Source organism: Streptomyces flavotricini (genome assembly GCF_020639365.1).
In the GTDB taxonomy this organism is placed as follows: domain Bacteria; phylum Actinomycetota; class Actinomycetes; order Streptomycetales; family Streptomycetaceae; genus Streptomyces; species Streptomyces flavotricini.
In genome coordinates this window covers 7,790,643-7,808,791 of sequence record NZ_JAINUL010000001.1, presented here as the reverse complement: position 1 = coordinate 7,808,791, position 18,149 = coordinate 7,790,643, and the positions used below count along the sequence as shown (strand labels likewise).

General features: G+C 72.8%; 14 protein-coding genes. 5 read left to right on the top strand and 9 right to left on the bottom strand.

Going from position 1 to position 18,149, the window contains the following annotated elements; genetic code table 11:
• The first annotated feature begins 94 nt into the window (after nucleotides 1-94).
• The 4 genes from K7B10_RS35695 to K7B10_RS35680 are packed head-to-tail and all read left to right on the top strand — an operon-like array spanning nucleotide 95 to nucleotide 4,258.
• Nucleotides 95-820: a YveK family protein gene (locus K7B10_RS35695; protein ID WP_229343109.1), complete on the top strand. Its 726-nt coding sequence runs from the start codon at nucleotides 95-97 to the stop codon at nucleotides 818-820.
• Nucleotides 817-2,295, top strand: coding sequence for an oligosaccharide flippase family protein (locus tag K7B10_RS35690; protein ID WP_229343107.1), 1,479 nt, complete (start codon nucleotides 817-819; stop codon nucleotides 2,293-2,295). Before K7B10_RS35695 ends, K7B10_RS35690 begins: the two co-directional genes overlap by 4 nt.
• Before the next feature lie 5 nt (nucleotides 2,296-2,300).
• Nucleotides 2,301-3,419: a hypothetical protein gene (locus K7B10_RS35685; RefSeq protein ID WP_229343106.1), complete on the top strand. Its 1,119-nt coding sequence runs from the start codon at nucleotides 2,301-2,303 to the stop codon at nucleotides 3,417-3,419.
• Nucleotides 3,420-3,451: 32 nt separating this feature from the next.
• On the top strand, nucleotides 3,452-4,258 hold the full coding sequence (locus K7B10_RS35680; protein WP_229343104.1) for a glycosyltransferase family 2 protein: 807 nt from the start codon (nucleotides 3,452-3,454) through the stop codon (nucleotides 4,256-4,258).
• Nucleotides 4,259-4,290: 32 nt separating this feature from the next.
• Here K7B10_RS35680 and K7B10_RS35675 read toward each other — a convergent pair whose 3' ends face one another.
• Both K7B10_RS35675 and K7B10_RS35670 read right to left on the bottom strand, forming a co-directional pair.
• Entirely contained in the window at nucleotides 4,291-5,253 is a 963-nt protein-coding gene (locus tag K7B10_RS35675; protein ID WP_229343102.1) for a glycosyltransferase, read from the bottom strand.
• Nucleotides 5,205-7,214 carry an O-antigen ligase family protein gene (locus K7B10_RS35670; protein WP_229343100.1) on the bottom strand — a complete coding sequence of 670 codons (2,010 nt, stop codon included), beginning with the start codon at nucleotides 7,212-7,214 and terminating at the stop codon, nucleotides 5,205-5,207. Before K7B10_RS35670 ends, K7B10_RS35675 begins: the two co-directional genes overlap by 49 nt.
• A 95-nt stretch (nucleotides 7,215-7,309) precedes the next feature.
• On the opposite strand from K7B10_RS35670, the gene K7B10_RS35665 reads away from it, so the two are divergent.
• The gene (locus K7B10_RS35665; protein WP_229343098.1) at nucleotides 7,310-7,990 is read left to right on the top strand and encodes a hypothetical protein; all 681 of its coding nucleotides are present in this window, start codon (nucleotides 7,310-7,312) and stop codon (nucleotides 7,988-7,990) included.
• Between the two features lie 86 nt (nucleotides 7,991-8,076).
• Here K7B10_RS35665 and K7B10_RS35660 read toward each other — a convergent pair whose 3' ends face one another.
• The 7 genes from K7B10_RS35660 to K7B10_RS35630 form a co-directional block, all read right to left on the bottom strand.
• Nucleotides 8,077-9,123, bottom strand: a complete 1,047-nt coding sequence (locus K7B10_RS35660) for a glycosyltransferase (protein ID WP_229343097.1) — start codon at nucleotides 9,121-9,123, stop codon at nucleotides 8,077-8,079.
• Nucleotides 9,120-12,419: a DUF4082 domain-containing protein gene (locus tag K7B10_RS35655; RefSeq protein ID WP_229343095.1), complete on the bottom strand. Its 3,300-nt coding sequence runs from the start codon at nucleotides 12,417-12,419 to the stop codon at nucleotides 9,120-9,122. Before K7B10_RS35655 ends, K7B10_RS35660 begins: the two co-directional genes overlap by 4 nt.
• Nucleotides 12,420-12,457: 38 nt before the next feature.
• On the bottom strand, nucleotides 12,458-13,573 hold the full coding sequence (locus K7B10_RS35650; protein WP_229343093.1) for a DegT/DnrJ/EryC1/StrS family aminotransferase: 1,116 nt from the start codon (nucleotides 13,571-13,573) through the stop codon (nucleotides 12,458-12,460).
• Nucleotides 13,570-14,406 (bottom strand): NeuD/PglB/VioB family sugar acetyltransferase, encoded by an 837-nt coding sequence (locus K7B10_RS35645; RefSeq protein ID WP_229343091.1) that lies wholly within the window; start codon nucleotides 14,404-14,406, stop codon nucleotides 13,570-13,572. Before K7B10_RS35645 ends, K7B10_RS35650 begins: the two co-directional genes overlap by 4 nt.
• Nucleotides 14,403-15,572, bottom strand: coding sequence for a DegT/DnrJ/EryC1/StrS family aminotransferase (locus K7B10_RS35640; protein ID WP_229343089.1), 1,170 nt, complete (start codon nucleotides 15,570-15,572; stop codon nucleotides 14,403-14,405). The genes K7B10_RS35645 and K7B10_RS35640 overlap by 4 nt, the downstream gene beginning before the upstream one ends.
• Nucleotides 15,569-16,585, bottom strand: a complete 1,017-nt coding sequence (locus K7B10_RS35635) for an SDR family NAD(P)-dependent oxidoreductase (protein WP_229343087.1) — start codon at nucleotides 16,583-16,585, stop codon at nucleotides 15,569-15,571. Before K7B10_RS35635 ends, K7B10_RS35640 begins: the two co-directional genes overlap by 4 nt.
• Before the next feature lie 113 nt (nucleotides 16,586-16,698).
• Nucleotides 16,699-17,823: a Gfo/Idh/MocA family protein gene (locus K7B10_RS35630; protein ID WP_229343086.1), complete on the bottom strand. Its 1,125-nt coding sequence runs from the start codon at nucleotides 17,821-17,823 to the stop codon at nucleotides 16,699-16,701.
• Nucleotides 17,824-18,149: the final 326 nt, after the last annotated feature.

The window sequence follows — 18,149 nt, the reverse complement described above, 5'->3', positions numbered from 1 at the left end:
CACCGCACCACCCGAGAAGAGCAAGAACCGTAATCCGCACATGAAGAGAGCGGCGGCGCGTGGACGACACGACGCCGCCGCGAGGGGGAAGACCATGGATCTCGCGGAGATCTGGCGGGTCATGCGCAGGCGCTGGTACGTGCTGCTGCCCGGACTGCTGCTCACGGCCGCGCTCATCGCGGGCGTGTACGTGCTCGTCCCGGTGGAGTACCGGTCGCAGAGCACCGTGACGCTCCTGAACTCGAAGAAGGCCACGGTGGCCTTCGACGGCAACCCCTTCCTGAGCACCCAGGCCTCGCTCACCGGCATGGCCGACGGCCTGGCCCGCAACCTGAACTCCGACGACTCCCGGGCCGACCTCAAGGCCAAGGGCGTCACCGGGGAGTACGAGGCGAAGATCGCCGACAACGCGCAGGGGCCCTTCATGTGGCTGAGCGTCACCGGAACCGATCCGGCCGCCGTCCTGAAGTCGGACCAGGTCTTCACCGCCTACGCCGAGAAGCGGCTGCAGGAGTTCCAGGCCCAGCAGTCGGTGACTGCCGAAGCCATGATCCGCATGGCCACGATCGTCCCGCCCCAGAAGCCGGAGGCGCAGACCAAGACCCGGCTCCAGTACCTGATCATGGCCGGAGCGCTGGGCTTCGTACTGAGCCTGGTGGCCACCTTCTTCGTGGAGGCGCGGCGCCGCAGGTCGGACAAGCCGGGCCGGCACCGGCCCGCGCCCGCCGAGAGCGCCGGGGCCGACGGGGTGCCCGGGGCCGCCGACTCCGGGGCGGGCGAATCCCGTAACGCCCCCGCTTCCGCCGGAGCCTCGCCGTGACCGGGACCGAAGCCGGTGTCCGGGCCCCGGCCGGGACCCCGCCCGAAGCGGCCTCGCTGGGACGCAAGGTCGGCTCCGCCGCCCGGTGGAGCCTGGTCAACACCGTGGTCATGCGCCTCGGCAACTTCGTCACCGGCATCATCCTCGCCCGCTTCTTCCTCGGTCCCGAGGCCTGGGGCGTGTACGGGATCGCCCAGACGGTGCTGCTGGTGCTGCTCTCCGCCAACGAACTCGGCGTCTCCCTCGCCATCGTGCGCTGGGAGGGCGATCCGCGCCGCTTCGCCCCGACCGTGCTCACCCTGAGCGCCGCCTCCAGCTGCCTGCTGTACGCCGTCCTGTTCGCGGCGGCTCCCGCCGTGGCCCGGGTGCTCGGCTCTCCCGAGGCCGCCGGGATCCTGCGCGTGATGTGCGTGTGCGTGGTCCTCGACGGTCTGTCGCAGGTGCCCGCCGGGTTCCTCACCCGCGAGTTCGCGCAGGGCAGGCGGATGGCGATCGACGCCGTCAACTTCGTCCTCAGCACCGGGGTGACCCTGCTGCTGGCCGTCCAGGGGTGGGGCGCGATGAGCTTCGCCTGGGGCTCCGTCGCCGGCAACGCGGCCGCGCTCCTCGGATGCTGCCTCGCCGCGCCCGGCACCCTGAGGTTCGGCTGGGACCGGGAGCAGGCGAAGGCACTGCTGCGCTTCGGGCTCCCGCTCGCCGGGGCCAGCATGCTCGCCCTCGGCGTGGTGAACGTGGACACGATGGTGGTGGGTTCCGCCCTGGACCAGCTGGCCCTCGGCTTCTACGTGCTCGCCTTCAACATCTCCGGCTGGCCGGTTCGGATCATCTCGGAAGCCGCCCGCCGCGTCTCCTTCGCCGGGTTCTCCCGGCTGGCCGACTCACCGGGGGCGCTGGCCGGAGGGTTCGGCCGTGCCCTGGGCGTGGTGATGACGGGCACCGTCCCGCTGTGCGTGCTGCTGGCGGCCCTGGCCTCACCGATCGTCGGGCTGGTCTACGGGGACCGCTGGCTGCCCGCGGCCGCCGCGCTGCCCTGGCTGATGGCGCTGGGGCTCGTACGGATCGGCTGTGAGCTGGCGTACGACTGCCTGGTGGCCATCAGCCGGCGCCGTTCCCTCATCGGCGTGCAGGGACTGTGGCTCGTCCTCCTCGTCCCGGTCCTGGTGGTCGGCGCCGGTGCGGGCGGGATCGTGGGGGTGGCCCAGGGGCACGTCCTGGTCGCCGGCGCCGTCGTGGTGCCGGTGTTCCTCTACGCGCTGCACCGCGGCGGGGTGTCCCTGCGGACCGTGGCCCGGGCCTGTGCCTGGCCGTTCCTGGGCGGCGCCGTGATGGCCTGCGTGGTCCTCGGTCTGGAGCGGCTCCTGGGCGACGGGGTCCTCGCGGTCCTCGCCACCGGGACCGCGGGCACCCTCTGCTACGTCGTCTGCGTCCTGCCCAGCCGCGGCTTCCTGCGCGGCACGGCCCCGGCGCGGGGGTAGCCGCCGTGGCACGCGACCGCAGGCGCCTCGTGGCCTGGCTGCTGACCGGGCTCGTACTGGCCGTCGTCCTGGCGCTCTACGACGCCGACCGGACCGGGACGGGCGAGCCCTCGGCCGCCCCCTGCCCGGACAGTGCCCTCCGGTGCCCCGGCGCCACTCCCCCGGCCGGGCCCGCGCCGTCCTCCGCCCCGCCCTCCACGGACCCGTCCGCGTCCGGCGGTCCGAGCCCGTCCGCCGGTTCGTCACCGCCGGCCTCCGGCACGCCGTCGCCCGGTACGGGTACGAGCCCGGGGCCCGGGGGCCCCTGCTCCTCGCCGGGTGCCTGCGGGTTCCCCGACTCCCGCACCACCGGCCCGCGGATCGCGCTGGAGCGGCACGACACGGGCGACATGTCCGTGAAGACCGACGGCATGGTCATCAAGGGCTGGGACATCCGCGGTTCCCTCGACGTCTACGCCAACGACGTCACCGTCATCGACAGCCGGATCACGTCCGCGAACTGGTGGGGGATCAACCTGCGCCCCGGCTTCAGCGGGCTGCGCGTCCTGCACACCACCATCACCGCCGTACCGGGCAAGGGCCCCGACAACGGGGGCGTCGACTACGCGGTCTCCAACATGGGCGGCAGCTCGATCGAGGTCGGCTGGTGCGACATCTCCGTGTTCGGCAACGCCCTCTCGATGGGCCAGGGCGAGATCCACGACAACTACGTGCACGGCATCGTCCCGTTCCGCAACCAGGGCGGCGAATGGCAGCACACCGATGCCGTCATCAGCGGCGGCGGCAACAAGGGCCGCCTCACCATCCGCCACAACACCCTCCTGAACCCCGTGGACGTGGCCCAGGGCGCCAGCGCCGCCGTCGGCCTCTTCGCGGACACCGGCAACGTGTCCTCCGTGGTCGTGGACTCCAACTGGCTGGCCGGCGGGGCGTACGCGCTGTACGGCGGCGGCCCGGGCGCGACCGGCATCCAGGTCACGGACAACGTGTTCTCCGCCGAGTACCACCCGAACGCCGGTGCCTACGGGACGGTCGCCGCCTGGAACGCGGGCGGCGCCGGGAACGTGTGGCGCGGCAACCGCACGGCCGACGGCCGGCCCGTGGTCCCCGGCCCCACCTCCTGAACACCCCCCGACGATCGAACCGAGAGGACGTCATGCGCCGCATCGCCCGGGCCCCCTGGGAGCTGCTCAAGCGGGCCTTCGGCTGGCTGGTGCTCTTCGAGGCGAGGAACAAGGTCCTGCTCGCCCCCTCCGCCGTGCGGCTGCGGCGCTTCGAGGATGCCGAGACGGCCCGGCTCTCCGCCGCCCTGGGCAGCCCGCCGAGCGCCCTGGTGGCCACGGTGATCGCCACTCACCGGCGGCCCGAGGCACTGCGCGCGGCGGTCCGCTCGGCCCTGGCGCAGAGCGTCGCCGACCAGGTGGTCATCGTGGTGGACGACGGCGCGGGGCTCGGTGAACTGCCGCGGGATCCAAGGCTGTTCGCGGTGTCGCTGGCCCGCAACACGGCCACGGCCGGAGTCGTGCGCAACGTGGGGATACGGCTGACCCGCTCGCGGTACGTGGCCTTCCTCGACGACGACAACCTGTGGGAGCCCGACCACCTGGAGCAGGCCCTCGCGGTGCTGGAGCCGCCCGGCGGGCCCGAGGCCGTCTACACCGCGCTGCGCCGGGTCCTGCCCGACGGCTCCGAACGGGACGTGCTGTCGGTGCCGTTCGACCGCCGGCGGGCCGCCCACGAGGCCTTCCTCGACACCAACGCCTTCGTGGCGCGCCGCACCCGCTCCCTGTACTTCAGCCGGCTGCGGCGTACTCCCGAGGTGCTGCCGCGCGAGGACTGGGAGCTCGTACGGCGCTACGCGCGCCGCCACGAGGTCCGCCACGTGCCCCGGCCGACGGTCCGCTACCTGGTCAACCCGGAGAGCTTCTACACCGCCTGGGACGGGCAGACGCCCACCGGGTGACCCGGCCGTCGCCGAAGCCCCCCGAGGGCCGGTCAGGGACCGGGCGTGGCGCGCAGTGCGGACGGGCTGGCCAGGGCCCGCGCCGCCGCCCGGCTCGCCGGCCTCCCGAGCACGGCCCTGGAGGTCTCCCGCAGCAGTACGGCCCCGCGGAAGGCGGCCGTCGCCGCCGCCCCGTGCCGACGGCCGTAGAGCCGTACCCGGTTGAGGGTGAGCAGGGTCCACAGGCGGGGCGAGACCTGGGAGTCGCCCCCGAGGTGGACCGCGCCGGCGGCGGGTTCGAGTCGGGTGACGAAGCCGCGGTCTCCCGCGCGCAGGCAGTACTCGGTCTCCTCCGAGTAGAGGAAGAAGGATTCGTCCCAGGGCCCGCATGCGTCCAGGCAGTCCCGGGAGAGGGCCATGAGGGCGCCCGTCGCCCAGTCGGCGACCGTCGCCCGCTCGTACGCGGCCGCGTCGGTGACCAGCTCGCTCCAGCGCGGGAAGCGCCCGGCCCTGCGGTTGCCGATCACCGCCTCTCCCAGGGCCCGCGTCACGCGCGATTCGCGGCGCAGGGAGTGCTGGAGGGTGCCGTCCTCCTCGTACAGCAGCGGCACGCTGATCCCGACCCGGCGGCCGCCGGACAGGGGTGCGTCGAGCGCGTCGACGAGGAGTGCGGCGCAGCCCCGGTGCATCCGGACGTCCGGATTGCACACGAGGGCGGCGCGGAAGCCGCCCTCCCACGCGGCTGCGGCTCCCAGGGCGGCGTTCACCCCGGCCGCGTACCCGGCGTTGCGACCGGTCTGGACGACCGTGGCCGCGGGGGCCAGCGAACGGATGACGTCGACGGTGTCGTCGGCGGAGTCGTTGTCGGCGACGACCAGGCGCCAGTCGAGCCCGGCCATGCCCTCGGGCAGGGAGGCGAGGAACTCGGGCAGCACCCGGGCGCTGTTCCAGGTGACGACGAGGACGGCTACGGGACCGGCCGGGCGAGATCGGTCCGGGTGGCTACGGGAGGGCATGGGGACTCCGCGGTTCGGGGCTTCGGCGGCGCGCCGCGCCGGATGAAGCCGAGGTAACTGCCTCCGGCGGCGATCGTCAGGAAGAACATCCCGGCGAACATGGGGAAGCTGAGGGCGTCGAAGGTGGCGCTGCTGACGAGGGCGACGAGGGCGGAGGCGAAGAACGCCTGGCCCAGCTCCCGTTCGGACTCGTCGGTGGCGAGGCGGCGGATGGCACCGCCCTGGTGGATCCCGGTGAGGAACAGCGCCAGGAGGGCGAGGAGGCCGAGCAGGCCCATCTCCGCCAGGGTGAGCATGTACTGGTTGTCGGTGAAGAAGTACAGGTCCGGCGTGAACGTCCCGAGGCCCCGCCCGAACAGCGGGCGCTCCTCCAGGTAGGGGACGATCGCGCTGTACTTGACGGTGCGGGCCTGGGTGCTGCTGTCGGAGTTCGACAGGAAGGACCCGAAGAGCGTGGTGATGGTGCCGATCAGCCCGGGTACGGCGACCTTGAAGCAGGCCACCGAGCCCATGAGCAGGCCGATCGCGGTCCAGCGGCGCTGCGGCTTCCAGCGCGGCACCATCACCAGGACCACGATGAGCGCGCCGATGATGGAGGTCCGCGACACGGTCAGCGGCAGCGCTCCGCCCATCAGGGCCACCGGCCCCCAGCGGCGCCATCGGCTGAGGTGGCTGCGGACCGGGTCGAAGGCCTGCTGGACGGCGAAGGGCAGCATCAGGGCGAGCATGCCGCCGAACTCCAGCGGCTGGGCGGTGGTGGAGCGCGGCCGGGTGAACGCGCCGCGGTCGAGCGTGGTGATCTGCGCGACGCTGGACTGGAGTCCGGGGATGCTGATGTGTTCGGCGATGTTCGTCGCGGTGAAGAAGTCGTAGTAGCCGATGGCGGCCACCACCGAACCCATCACCACGGCCCGGCGCATCAGGACGTCGAGGCGGGCCCGGTCCTGGATGCCGGCGGAGACCAGCACCACGATCGACACCCAGACGAGCAGTCCGATCAGGCCGCGGTCCGCGCCGAGCACCTCCTTGTGGGTGCTGCCCCGGGTGGCGTCCGCGAGGTACGAGGCCAGCACGGAGACGGCGAGCAGCCACATCACGACCCGGGGCAACCGGGTGCCCGGGGCGGGCCGGATCCGGCCGGTCAGCCAGGTCGCCAGGTACCAGAACAGGCACAGGAGGGCGAACACGTTGGCCGGGGTGCCCACGCCGCCCATGCCCGGCAGGGTCAGGTTCGAGGGGATGAAGAAGGCCAGCCCCAGGTAGCCGCTGAGCAGCGCGGTGGCGTCCGGCGTGCGCCCCGGCAGTCTCCTGCGGGCGCGCGCCGCGGGTGCGCCGGCAGCCTCGCGCCTGCGGCGGCGGGCCACCAGCAGGGTCTCGGTCACGAAGGAGAGGGTGAAGCCGGCGGTCACTCCCGCGATGACCACCGCCAGCACCTGCTGGTAGCGGCTCTTGAGCTGGGGCACCGGGATCTGCGGCAGCACCACGGGGGCCGTCTGGACGAAGTACGCGGGCTGTACCTTGGCCGCCGCCTGGAGCGCGTTGAGCTGCTCGCCGGCGAAGGTGGTGAGCGTACTGGTCTCCTTGAGCACCTTCGCCCGGTCGGTGCCCGTGACGGTCAGCGTGAGCATCGGGCCCGAGGTGTTCGCGGCGAAGCCGACCGTATAGGGGTCGGTCACGCCGAGGCCGTGCAGGTCGCGCGCGGCGTCGGCCCCGGACAGGGTCCTGATCAGCACGTCGGCGGTGACGACCAGCGAACCGCCCGCGTTCGAGATGGGGTTGCCGAAGGCCGGCGCCAGTTCGGCCACCGCCGTGGAGTCGAGCAGCGCCACCGAGCTCTGCGACTGGTAGGCCACGGGCACCGAGCGGTACAGGTGCATCCCCGCGAGGAGTCCGATCACCGTCAGGGGCACCATCACGTACCAACGGCGCCGCAGCACGGCGACCATTTCACCGATGCTCACGAATGCCCCCTCGCGCCTGCCGGAACCGATGGCGGGCGGACCGGCGTCCTGGGAAGATCGAACGCGACGGAAGGAATCCTGTGTCGCCTGGTGAGTTGTTCCGCACGCTTCGCCGCCGCTGGTACGTCCTGGTCCTGGTGGCGGCGCTCGCGGCCGCCGGGGCCCTGCAGGTGCTCCGCCCCGCCCAGACCTACGTGAGCTCGGCGATCGTCGTGCTCAAGCCGCCGGTGACCGGCAGCCAGCCCAATCAGCTCGCCAATCTCCAGCCCCCGCTGGCCGCCGTGTCGTACGCGGCGGTGCAGCACATCGCGTCCCCCGCCGGTGCGGCGGAGTTGCGGGCCGCGGGGGTGTCCGGCACGTACCGGCTGATGCCGCGCAACAGCGGCACCAGCGTCACCCCTCGCTATCTGATCCCCTCGCTCCAGGTGCAGGCGGAGCACGCGGATCCCGCCGCCGCGAATCTGGCCGTGCTCAAGGTCGTCGAGGCGTACACGAAGCGCATCACGGCCATGCAGGCCGAGCAGCAGATCCCGGAGAAGGCGCGGATGAGCGTCACCCTCCTCGTGCCGCCGACGGCCGTGGCGCAGACGGGGACCAAGAGCCGCGGACTGGCCGGGGCGGCGCTGCTGGCCGGGGTCTGCGGGGTGGCCGCCGCGCTGTGGACCGATCAGCTCGTGACGCGCCGGAACCGGCGCCGGCGCGAGAGCGCCGACGCCGGTCCGGTGAACGGGGACGAGGCGGAGAGCCGGGTCCCCGTGGCCGCGGGGGCCCGCTGAGGTAGCGGGCCGCCGGGCCGCCCGGCCCCCGCTACGGGGGCCGTCGTTCCTGTGGTGCTGCTCGTGCGTGTGGTGCTGCTGGTTCATCAAATCCCTCGGCGTTTCCAGGACTGCCACCAGAGCCACTCGCGCCCCCGGTCGGCGACCGCCGAGAGCACCAGCGGCTGCAGGTACGGCATCGCGCGGGCCCCGATCCGCCGCCGCCTGCGCAGCGCCCGGTACTCGGGGAGTCCGGTGTACTGCGGCAGGCATTCGGCGGCGAACGCCTCGAGCTCCTCGACCGGTACGACCCCGGTGCGCCCGCGGTCGTACGCGCGGTAGGCGCGCCTCAGCGCGTACCGGGCGAGCCGGGTCCGCGCCAGGTCCGACAGCCGGCCGGCCTCGGGGAGCAGGCCGGCGCACTTGTCCAGGACCGAGTCGAAGGCGACGAGGCGCTGGCGCAGGTCGTCGAGCTGCCCGCCGAAGTCGGTGGTGGACATGTTGTCGCCGTGGACGCGGTAGAAGGCCTGGTCGGCCCCGCGCACGTAGCCCACGTCCGCATGGGCCGCGAGCCGCATCCACATCTCGATGTCACCTGCGTGCGGGAGCTGCGGGTCGTAGCCGCCGACCTTGCGCTGGAGGCTGGTGCGGACGACCACCTCGGGCGAGGTGATGCACCCGGTGCCCTCCCGGAACCGCCGCTCCAGCCACCACCGTCCGGGGTAGACCACCGAGCCGGTGCTCCGGGTGCGGGCCGCGGGCAGCGGCCCTCCGTGCCGGAACCGGAGCGGCCGGCCGTAGGCGAATCCGGCCTCGGGGTGGGCGTCGAGCAGGGCCGCCGCGCGCACCAGGGCTCCGGGGACCAGCCGGTCGTCGGCCGACAGCAGGGCCACGTAGTCCCCGTCGGCCCACTCCAGCAGGCCCTCGTTGTAGGTGGCGATGTGGCCCTGGTTCTCCTCGTGGACGCGGACCTCGATGCGCGGGTCGGCGGCCGCCAGTGCCCGCGCGACGTCCGCGGAGTCGTCGGGCGAGGCGTCGTCGATGATCAGCACCCGTACGTCGACGCCCGGCTGTTCGTCCAGGACGCTCTTGACGCAGTCGGCCAGGAAGTGGCCGTACTTGTAGCAGGGGATCACCACGCTGACGGTGCTCACTGGCCGCTCACCTCCGTCGAGCCCTCCGCCGCGAGGCCGCTCGGAGCCGTGGTGGTGAAGACCGGGCCGACCCAGTAGTTCACGGAGCCGAAAGTGTTGGTGGGGAAGGCCGTGGAAGCTCCGTACTTGTAGAGCCCGTTGGCCCCGCCGCTGCCGTCGGCCGGGGCGACCAGCGGGTAGGAGCGGTGCGCGGCGGTGAAGTAGCCGCCGTCCACGGAGTACTTGCCGTTCGGCGCGTGGTAGGAGGCCACGTAGCTGGTGCCCGCGGTGATGGGTACCGGGGTGGCGAAGTGGAGCTGCTGCCAGCCGGACAGGGTCTCGCTGCCGAAGGTGCCGGTGGCGAGGAGGGCGCCGGTGGCCGACCACAGGCTGCCGGTGTGCGTGCCGGTGTTCCCGGGGCCCTTGTAGAAGGTGATGCCGGTGACGTAGCCGCTGACGGCGGACTGGAAGCGGGTGCCCAGCTCGACGGAGTTGGTGTCGTCGCCGACGTTGGCGGTGCTCGGCTCGGTGGTGGATGTCCACAGGGTGCAGGGGCAGTTCACCGTGGGCGGGCTCGCGCTGGTGGTGAAGGTCCAGGTGACCGGCGCGGCCATGGTGTTGCCCCACAGGTCGGCCGCCTGCACCGAGGCCGTGTACGTGGTGTTCAGCACCAGCTCGGTGGACGGGGTGAAGGTGGCGCTGTTGGAGGCGGTGAGGACCTTGCTGCCCGGGACGGTGGCGCCGCCCGGGTCCTTCAGGGTGAAGGCGAGGGTGTCGGCGTCGATGCCCTCGCTGAAGGTGGCCTTGACCGCGGCGGTGATCGCGGCGCCGGTCGCCGCGGACTGCGGGGTGATCGAGGTGACGGCGGGCGGGACGGTGCTGGCGGTGGAGGTGTCCAGGACCGCGTCGACCCAGTAGTTGCTGCCGGAGGCGGCCGTGGACGGGAACCCGCCGGTGCCGCTGTACCGGTACACGCCGTTGCCCCCGTCGGTGCCGCTGCGCAGCGCGGTCAGCGGGGCGAGGCCGGCGTCGGCGGAGGCGAAGGTGTTGTCGAAGGAGTACCCGCCGTTGGGAGCGAAGTACGAGGCGATGTAGGTGGTGTTGGCCTTGATCGGGACCGGCGAGGCGAAGTTCAGCTGCTGCCAGCCGGACGCGGTCTCGTTGGTGAAGGTGCCGGTGGCCAGGCGCTGGCCCGAGCTGCTCCACAGGCTGCCGGTGTGGGTTCCGGTGTTGGCCGGGGACTTGTAGAAGCGGACGCCCGTGATCGAGCCGGGCGCCGAGGAGCGGATCTTCACGCCGAGTTCGACGGCGCTGCCGTCACCGGCGTTGACGGTGCCCGGTACGGCTGCGGCTGGCCAGACGGTGCAGGGGCACTGTTGGGGTCCCACGGTCAGCGGCACGGTGGTGGTGGCGCCGATGTTGACGCTGTCGTCCACCGCACGGACCTTGATCTGGACGGATCCGGGGGCGGTCGGGGTCCACTTGTAGGTCCAGGACCCGACGCCGGTGGCCGCCTTCCAGGTGGTGCCGCCGTCGGTGGAGACCTCCACGCGGGCCACCACGCCGCCGCCGCTGTCGGTCGCGGTGCCGGTGATGGTCACCGGGCGCAGTGCGGGCACCGTGGCGCCGGCCGCCGGGCTGGTCACCGTGATGGCCGGTCCCGTGGTGTCGGTGGAGGCGGTCGCCGCGACCAGGTTGGTCTGCAGGGACTTGGGCTGGACGCCCATGTCGGCGAACACGTTCACCGTGGCCTGCTGCATCCGCTTGTCCTCGGTGACCACCGTGTCGTCGGGGTTGCCCGTCGGCATGTTGGTCAGGCCCCAGGACCACTGCACGGTACCCGCGCCGAAGACCAGGGCCTGGGAGGTCGGGTCGCGGAAGGCGACCAGGCTGTGCGTCGCGGTGCCGTTCCCGTAGGTGTTGCCGTAGTCGAGCCGGAGCTTGCCGTCGTTGACGTCGACCGTGGTGGAGGACATCGCGATCTGCCCGGGCGGCCGGGCCGCGTCCTCCACGTCGCTGTCCCACTCGTATCCGAGCGTGCCGGTCGGGAAGGTGGCGGTCTGGGAGGGGGTCAGGTTCGCGACGGTGGTGTTCCGCCACAGGCGCATCTTGGCGAACGCGCCGGGCACGGTGATCGCGTCGCTGCGGTAGCCGTTCACGCTGAACAGCGAGCCGGTCAGCTGGTTCTGCGGCTGGTACGGCCGTCCGTTCGTGGAGCTGGCCGGGTCCATGAAGGTGCCCGTCCAGATCCCGCTCGGGTCCGGGATGCCGTTGGGCTGGGGGAAGGAGAGCTTGGTCTCCTTGTAGCAGACCAGCGTCCGGTTGGCCGTGGCCGCGCCGTCGATGCTGGGCGCGAGCCGGGTCTTCCAGAAGACCTCGTTGCCGCTGAAGTACGTCTGGTGGAGCCCGGCACGGCGCGCGTTCAGCGCGTTGGTGAACTGGTCCTGGGTCCAGTACTCGTCGTGGCCCGAGGACATGAAGACCTTGTGGTTCTTGAGCTGGGTCGCACCACGTGTCGACATGTCGATGCCGGACATGTAGCTCACGTCGTACCCGTTGCGCTCCAGCCACGAGATCATCTGGTACTCGGACCCGTAGATCCCGTTCTCCCCGCCGATGTCCATCGGCCGGTTGTAGCTGACCTCGTACGCGCGGCCGTCGGGCGCGGGGCCCCCGCCGTCGTACAGGTCCTGGCCGCCGTAGTTGTTGTACGCCTGCCAGGTCTGGTCGCTGGTCTGCACGACGACGTCGGAGTGGCTGGCGTCGTTGCGGACGACGAACGGGTACGGCATCACCCCGTTGCCGTCCGCCTGGTCGAGGTTGGCGATGTACAGACCGGACACGGCGTCGGCCGGCACGGTCCACGTCGCGGTGACGGGCCAGTTGCCGCAGTCCACCAGGCCGGTGGCGGCCTTGGTGGTGCAGCTGCGCGGATTCCCGCCGGGCGCGAAGTTCGCCGGGTAGGTCTGGGCCGCCTGCGCCGCGGTCGACATCAGGCGGGCCCCGTCACCCCCGTAATGGCCCAGCCGGTAGACCGACACCCGGTACGGGGTCGACGACTGCACCTTGAACTGCACCGTCTCGCCCGCCTGGACGCTCATCTGGGCGCTGAAGCCCTTGATGTCTCCGTAGGCGCTGGGCGAGAACCAATCGGACATCGGCGTGCCCGGTTTGGAGTTCTCGCACACGATCGCGTTCGTGCCGGGACCGCAGGGGTCCGCCGCACCCGCCACGGAGGACGGAGGTAAGACCGTGGCCATCAGGGCGGCGACCACGGTGAAGAGGCCGTACCGGAGCAACCTTGTCCGTCTGTTCATCTGTACCTCTTTTTTGTGCGTCAGCGCGGTGCTGGGCGTCAGCGCAGCGCGTCGGTGAGCGCGTCCACGACCCGCTGCTGTTGGGCGGCGGTGATCTGCGGGAAGAGCGGGAGCGAGAGCATCCGGTCCGCGGCCTGCTCGGCCTGCGGGAAGTCCCCGCGGCCGTGGCCGAGATGGGCGAAGGCGGGGGTGAGGTGGACCGGGGCCGGGTAGTGCACGCCCGCGCCGATGCCCTCCGCGTTGAGCTTGCCGACGACGGCGTCGCGGTCGGCGCCGCTGACCCGGACGACGTACAGGTGCCATACGTGGACGTTGCCCTCCGCCGTGACCGGCAGGGTCACCCGTCCGGCGGCCGCCAGATCGGCCAGCAGCCCGTCGTAGCGGGCGGCGGCGGCGCGGCGGGCCGCGTTGCCGTCGGCGAGGCGGGCCAGCTTGGCCCGCAGCACCACGGCCTGGAGGCCGTCCAGCCGGCTGTTGAACCCGGCCACGTCGTGCCGGTACTTGGCGATGCCGCCGTGGTTGGCCAGGGCGCGTACGAGGTCGGCCCGCTCCTCGTCGTCGGTCACCACCGCGCCCGCGTCCCCGTAGGCGCCCAGGTTCTTGCCCGGGTAGAAGCTGGTGGCGGCGATCGCGCCGCTGCCGGGGGTTCGGCCCTCGCGGCTCGCCCCCTGGCTCTGCGCGGCGTCCTCGACGACCGTGGCGTACGAGGGGAGTTGCGCGGCCAGCTCCGCCGCGGGGGCGCACTGCCCGTACAGGTGGACCGGGACCACGGCGCGCGTGGCCGTGCCGACCGCGTCCAGCGCGGCCTGCGGGTCCATCAGCAGGGTGTCGGGGAGGCAGTCGACCAGGACCGGCCGGGCGCCGATCCGGGCGACCGCCCCGGCGGTGGCGATGAACGTGTTGGCGGGCAGCACCACCTCGTCACCGACACCCACCCCGCTGGCGCGCAGGGCGAGTTCGAGGGCGTCCGTGCCGTTGGCCACGCCGACGCAGTGGCCGACACCGGCGAAGGCGGCGTACTCGCGCTCGAAGGCGCGGACCTCCTCACCGCCGATGAAGGCGGTGTCGGCCAGCACCCGGTCGAAGCCCGCGCGTAATTCCTGCGCGACCTCGGCGTGCGCCGCCTTCAGGTCCACGAGCGGTATCTGGTTCATCCGACTGTGCTCCCCATCCGTGTTTCCGTGCTCATGGCCGTCTCGGGACCCATGCCGGTCCCGGACCCCGTCCGTGTCCCCGGCCCCCGGCCGGTCTCCTCGCCGTCGGCCCGCAGCTCGTCGAGCGCCGGGCCCCCCGCGGCGCGCAGCCGGCGGGCGGGGCTTCCGGCCCACACCTCGCCGGGCGGCACGTCGGCCAGGACCGTGCTTCCCATGCCGGTCAGCGACCAGGCGCCGACCGTGGTGTTCTCCCGTACGAGGGCGCCCGCGCCCACGTACGCCCCGCGCCCCAGCCGGACCCCGCCGCCGAGGCGGACGCCCGAGGCGAGGGTCGCGAAGTCCCCGACCGTGTCGTCGTGCGTGAGGACCGTGTGCGGCATCACCGCCACGTGGGCCCCCACCCGTACGGCCGCGGTCAGCACGCAGTGCGCGAGCAGTACCGAGCCCGGGCCGAGCACCGAGGAGGCCGACACCGCGGCCGTGGGGTGGACCACGGTCGCGTACCGGCTCTCGGGCAGGGCCAGGCGCCGCACGATGCGGGCCCGTACCGCGTAGTCGCGCGGGCTGCCGACGCAGACCACGACCCGGGCCTCCGGGCGCAGGTGCACCAGCTCGCCGCCGCCCAGCACCGGCACCCCGTCGACCTCTCGGCCGTGCAGGCCCGGGTCGTCGTCGAGGTGCCCGGAGAGCCGCCAGCGCGGAGCACGTCCGTGCTCCCGGTCGGCGGCGGCCGCGTCCCGTACGGCCTGGGCGGTCTCGCGGGCGAATCCGCCCGCGCCGACGATCAGGAGGTCCCGGGTGACCCGTTCGGCGGGAGCGGCCGGGCCGGTCATCCGCCCGCCCGTCCGCGCACCACCGCGACCACCCGGTCCTGCTGGTCCCGCGTCATGGTGTGGAACAGCGGCAGGATCAGCGAGTCGCGGCTGAGGCGCTCGGTCACCGGCAGCGCCGCCGCCCCGTGCCCGGCGTAGGCCGGTTCCAGGTGCGAGGCCATGATCCCGCGCCGGGCCGAGATCCCGGCCCCGGCCAGCACGGCGAGCAGCTCGTCCCGGCCGACCGGGAACTCCTCGGTCAGCAGGACCCAGTACGACTGGAAGTTGCCCTCGCCGTGACCGGGGTCGCGGACCGGGCGCAGGCCCGGGATGCCGGCGAGCAACTGCGCGTACCTGGCCGCCAGTTCGCGGCGGCGGGACACGATCTCGTCCAGCTTGCCGAGCTGCACCAGGCCGACCGCGGCCTGGATGTCGGTCATCCGGTAGTTGTAGCCGACCTCCAGATAGGCCTCGGCGACCGGCTTGCTGCTCGCGTGCCGCTGCGCGGCGGACACGTTCATGCCGTGCTCGCGCAGCCGGCGCAGGCGCTCGGCCCACTCGGCGTCGTCCGTGGTGACCATGCCGCCCTCGCCGGTGGTGATCACCTTGCGGGGGTGGAAGGACCAGGCGGCGAGCAGGGCGCCGTGGCCGACCGACTTGCCGCCGACGGTCGCGCCGATCCCGCAGGCCGCGTCCTCCACCAGCGGGACGCCCCAGTCGGCGCAGGCCGCGCGCAGGGCGTGCACGTCGGCGGGCACCCCGCCCTGGTGGACGGCCAGGACCGCCTTCGTACGCGGGGTGCGCACGGCGTCCACGGTCTCGGGGGTCAGGTTCCCGGTGGCCTCCTCGACGTCGGCGAAGACCGGGTGCGCGCCGACGTAGCGCACCGCGTTGGCGGTGGCGATGAAGGACAGCGAGGGCACGATCACCTCGTCGCCGGGGCCGAGCTCCAGCGCGATCAGCGCCAGGTGCAGGGCGGTGGTGCACGAGCTCACGGCGATGCCGTGCTCGGCGCCCACCCGCTCGGCGAAGGCCCGCTCGAAGGCGGCGACCCGGGGGCCCTGGGCGACCCAGCCGGAGAGCACCGCCTCGGCGGCGGCCTGCGCCTCCTCCTCGCCGAGCCAGGGGATCATGACGGGGATGCGGGCGGGGGCGGCGCCCGGGGCGGGCGCGGTCCCGGCGCTCATCGGCCGGGCTCCCCGGCCGCAGCCTGCTCGGCCGCGTCGGCGGCGGCGTCGGCGCGTTCGGCCCGCCACCACTCCACCAGGTCCCGCAGCCCGCGGCGCATGTCGATCCCGGCGGTGAAGCCGAGCCGCCCCGAGGCCTGCGAGGTGTCCGCGAGACGCCGGGTGACCCCGTTCACGGCGCGGGCCGGTCCGTGCTCCGGCACCATCCCCTGCGCGCCCATGGCCTCCAGCAGTCCGACGGCCAGGTCGCGCAGGCTGGTCTCGGTACCGCTCGCGACGTTGAACACCTCGTCGGTCAGGTCGGATTCGGCGGCGAGGAGGTTGGCCCGCGCGATGTCGCGCACGTCGGCGAAGTCCATGGTCTGGGTGCCGTCGCCGAGGATCAGCGGCGGCTCGCCCGCGGTGATCCGCTCCATCCAGCGGATCAGCACCTCGGTGTACAGACCGTGGATGTCCATCCGGGGTCCGTAGACGTTGAAGTAGCGCAGCGCGACGTAGTCCAGCCCGTACATGGCGTGGAAGCTGCGCAGCATCCCTTCGTTGAAGGCCTTCGCGGCCCCGTAGAAGGTGTCGTTGTTGTACGGGTGGTGGCGCTCGGTGGTCGGAAAGGTCTCCGCGAGCCCGTAGACCGAGGCGGAGGACGAGGCGATCACCTTGCCCACCCCTGCGGCCACCGCCGCCTCCAGCACGTTGAACGTACCGTCGACCAGCACCTCGTTGGCCAGCCGCGGCTCCTCCGCACACTGGGTGATCCGGATGGCGGCGAGGTGGAAGACCAGCTCGGTCCCCTCGGTCGCCTTGCGTACGGTCTCCCGGTCGCGGATGTCGCCGTCGACGACGTCCACCGCGCCGCTCTTGAGTGCGCGCGCCAGGTTGGCGGCGCGCCCCCGCACGAAGTTGTCGAGGACGACGACCTCGCGCGCCCCGTTGTCCACCAGCAGGTCGACGACGTGCGAGCCGATCGTGCCCGCCCCGCCGGTGACCAGAATCCTCTTGCCTCGTACGCTGCTCAACGCCCTGCCCCTACTGAGTCGGTCATGGTGTTTCGTGCTGGTGCGCCCGGCGCGGTGTGTGCGCCGGGCGAGGTGCTGCGGGTAGCGGTTCCGGGAAGGGCCCGCGCCGGGTGTCAGCGACCGGTGCGCAGTCCGACGACGGCGCCGCGGAATTCCAGGCTCCGGGAGGCGGCTTCGAGGATGTCGATCACCTGGAGGCCCGCCCAGCCGTCTGTCAGCGCCGGCCGGCGCGTCCTGATCGCGGCGGCGAACTCCTCGACCATGCTGCGCAGGGCCTCCTTCTCACCGATCGCGGGCGCCACCATGTCGCCGCTCCGGTAGGAGACGAGCACGTCGCGGCGCTCGTCCGCACCGATCTCCTGCGGGGCCGTCATGTCCACTCCGCGGTCGTAGACCGCGACGCGCTGCGTGGGGTTGAGGTCGTCCCAGACCAGGGTGCGCTTGGAGCCGCCGACCATCGTCGTACGGACCTTCACCGGGGACAGCCAGTTGACGTGCACGTGGGCGATGGCACCGGTGTTGAGCGTGAGCGTCAGGTAGGCCACGCAGGACTGGCCGGCGCCGATCGGGTCGGCCCCGTGGGCGGCGACGGCGACGGGGTGGACGTTGTCCGGGAGGATGAAGTCGAGGACGGACAGGTCGTGGGGGGCCAGGTCCCACAGGACGTCGATGTCCTTCTGGACGAGCCCCAGGTTGATCCTGACGGAGTCGAAGAACTGGATGTCGCCGAGATCACCGGAGCGGACCATGTCGCGGATGCGGGACACCGCGGGGGTGTAGCAGTAGGTGTGGTCGCACATGAGGGTGAGGCCGCGTTCCTCGGCCTCGGTCACCAGCTTCAGGCCGTCCTCGTACGTGGCGGCGAGGGGCTTCTCGACGAGGACGTGCTTGCCGGCGCGCAGCGCGGCCAGCGCGACGTCGAGGTGGGTGCCGGCCGGGGTGGCCACGGCGACGGCGTCGACGGCCGGGTCCGCCAGGACGGCCGCGTAGTCGGAGGTCGCCTGGACCGTGGAGTAGTGGCCGAGCACCTGCCGCGCGCGGTCGACGTTCAGATCGCAGAGCCAGCGGAGCCGGAACCCCGGACTGGACTGGAAGTTGCGGACGAGATTGGGCCCCCAGTAGCCCGCTCCGACGACGGCGATGCCTAACGGCTTGGCAGGCCACGCGCCTGTGAGCGCGGCCTCGCGTCCCGCACCCTTCGGAGCGTCCTTCTCGGGTTCCTTCTCGGATTCCTTCACAGCGTTCACCTTTCCTTCCGCGCACGCCCGCGGGCGTATCGACAACCCAAGGCCGGGACGCGTGCGAAGGAAGGGGGTGCCGCCGACGGCCGGCGCCGGGGCGCATGCGCGCCCCGTGCGTGACCTGCCCAACGGTGATGGCCCCCCACGACCGATGCCCTACGTGTTGCGACGTACTTCCGCCCCCCGGCCGCCCGGCACCCCTCGCACCGGTCCGGCCACGGGCAGGCGGCCTGTTCCCCCAAGCCGCCGTACCCGTATCTACCCCAACTACCCTGCTCCGACTGGATTTCCGCGTCGCCGAAGCACGCCGAATCCGGTCGGCT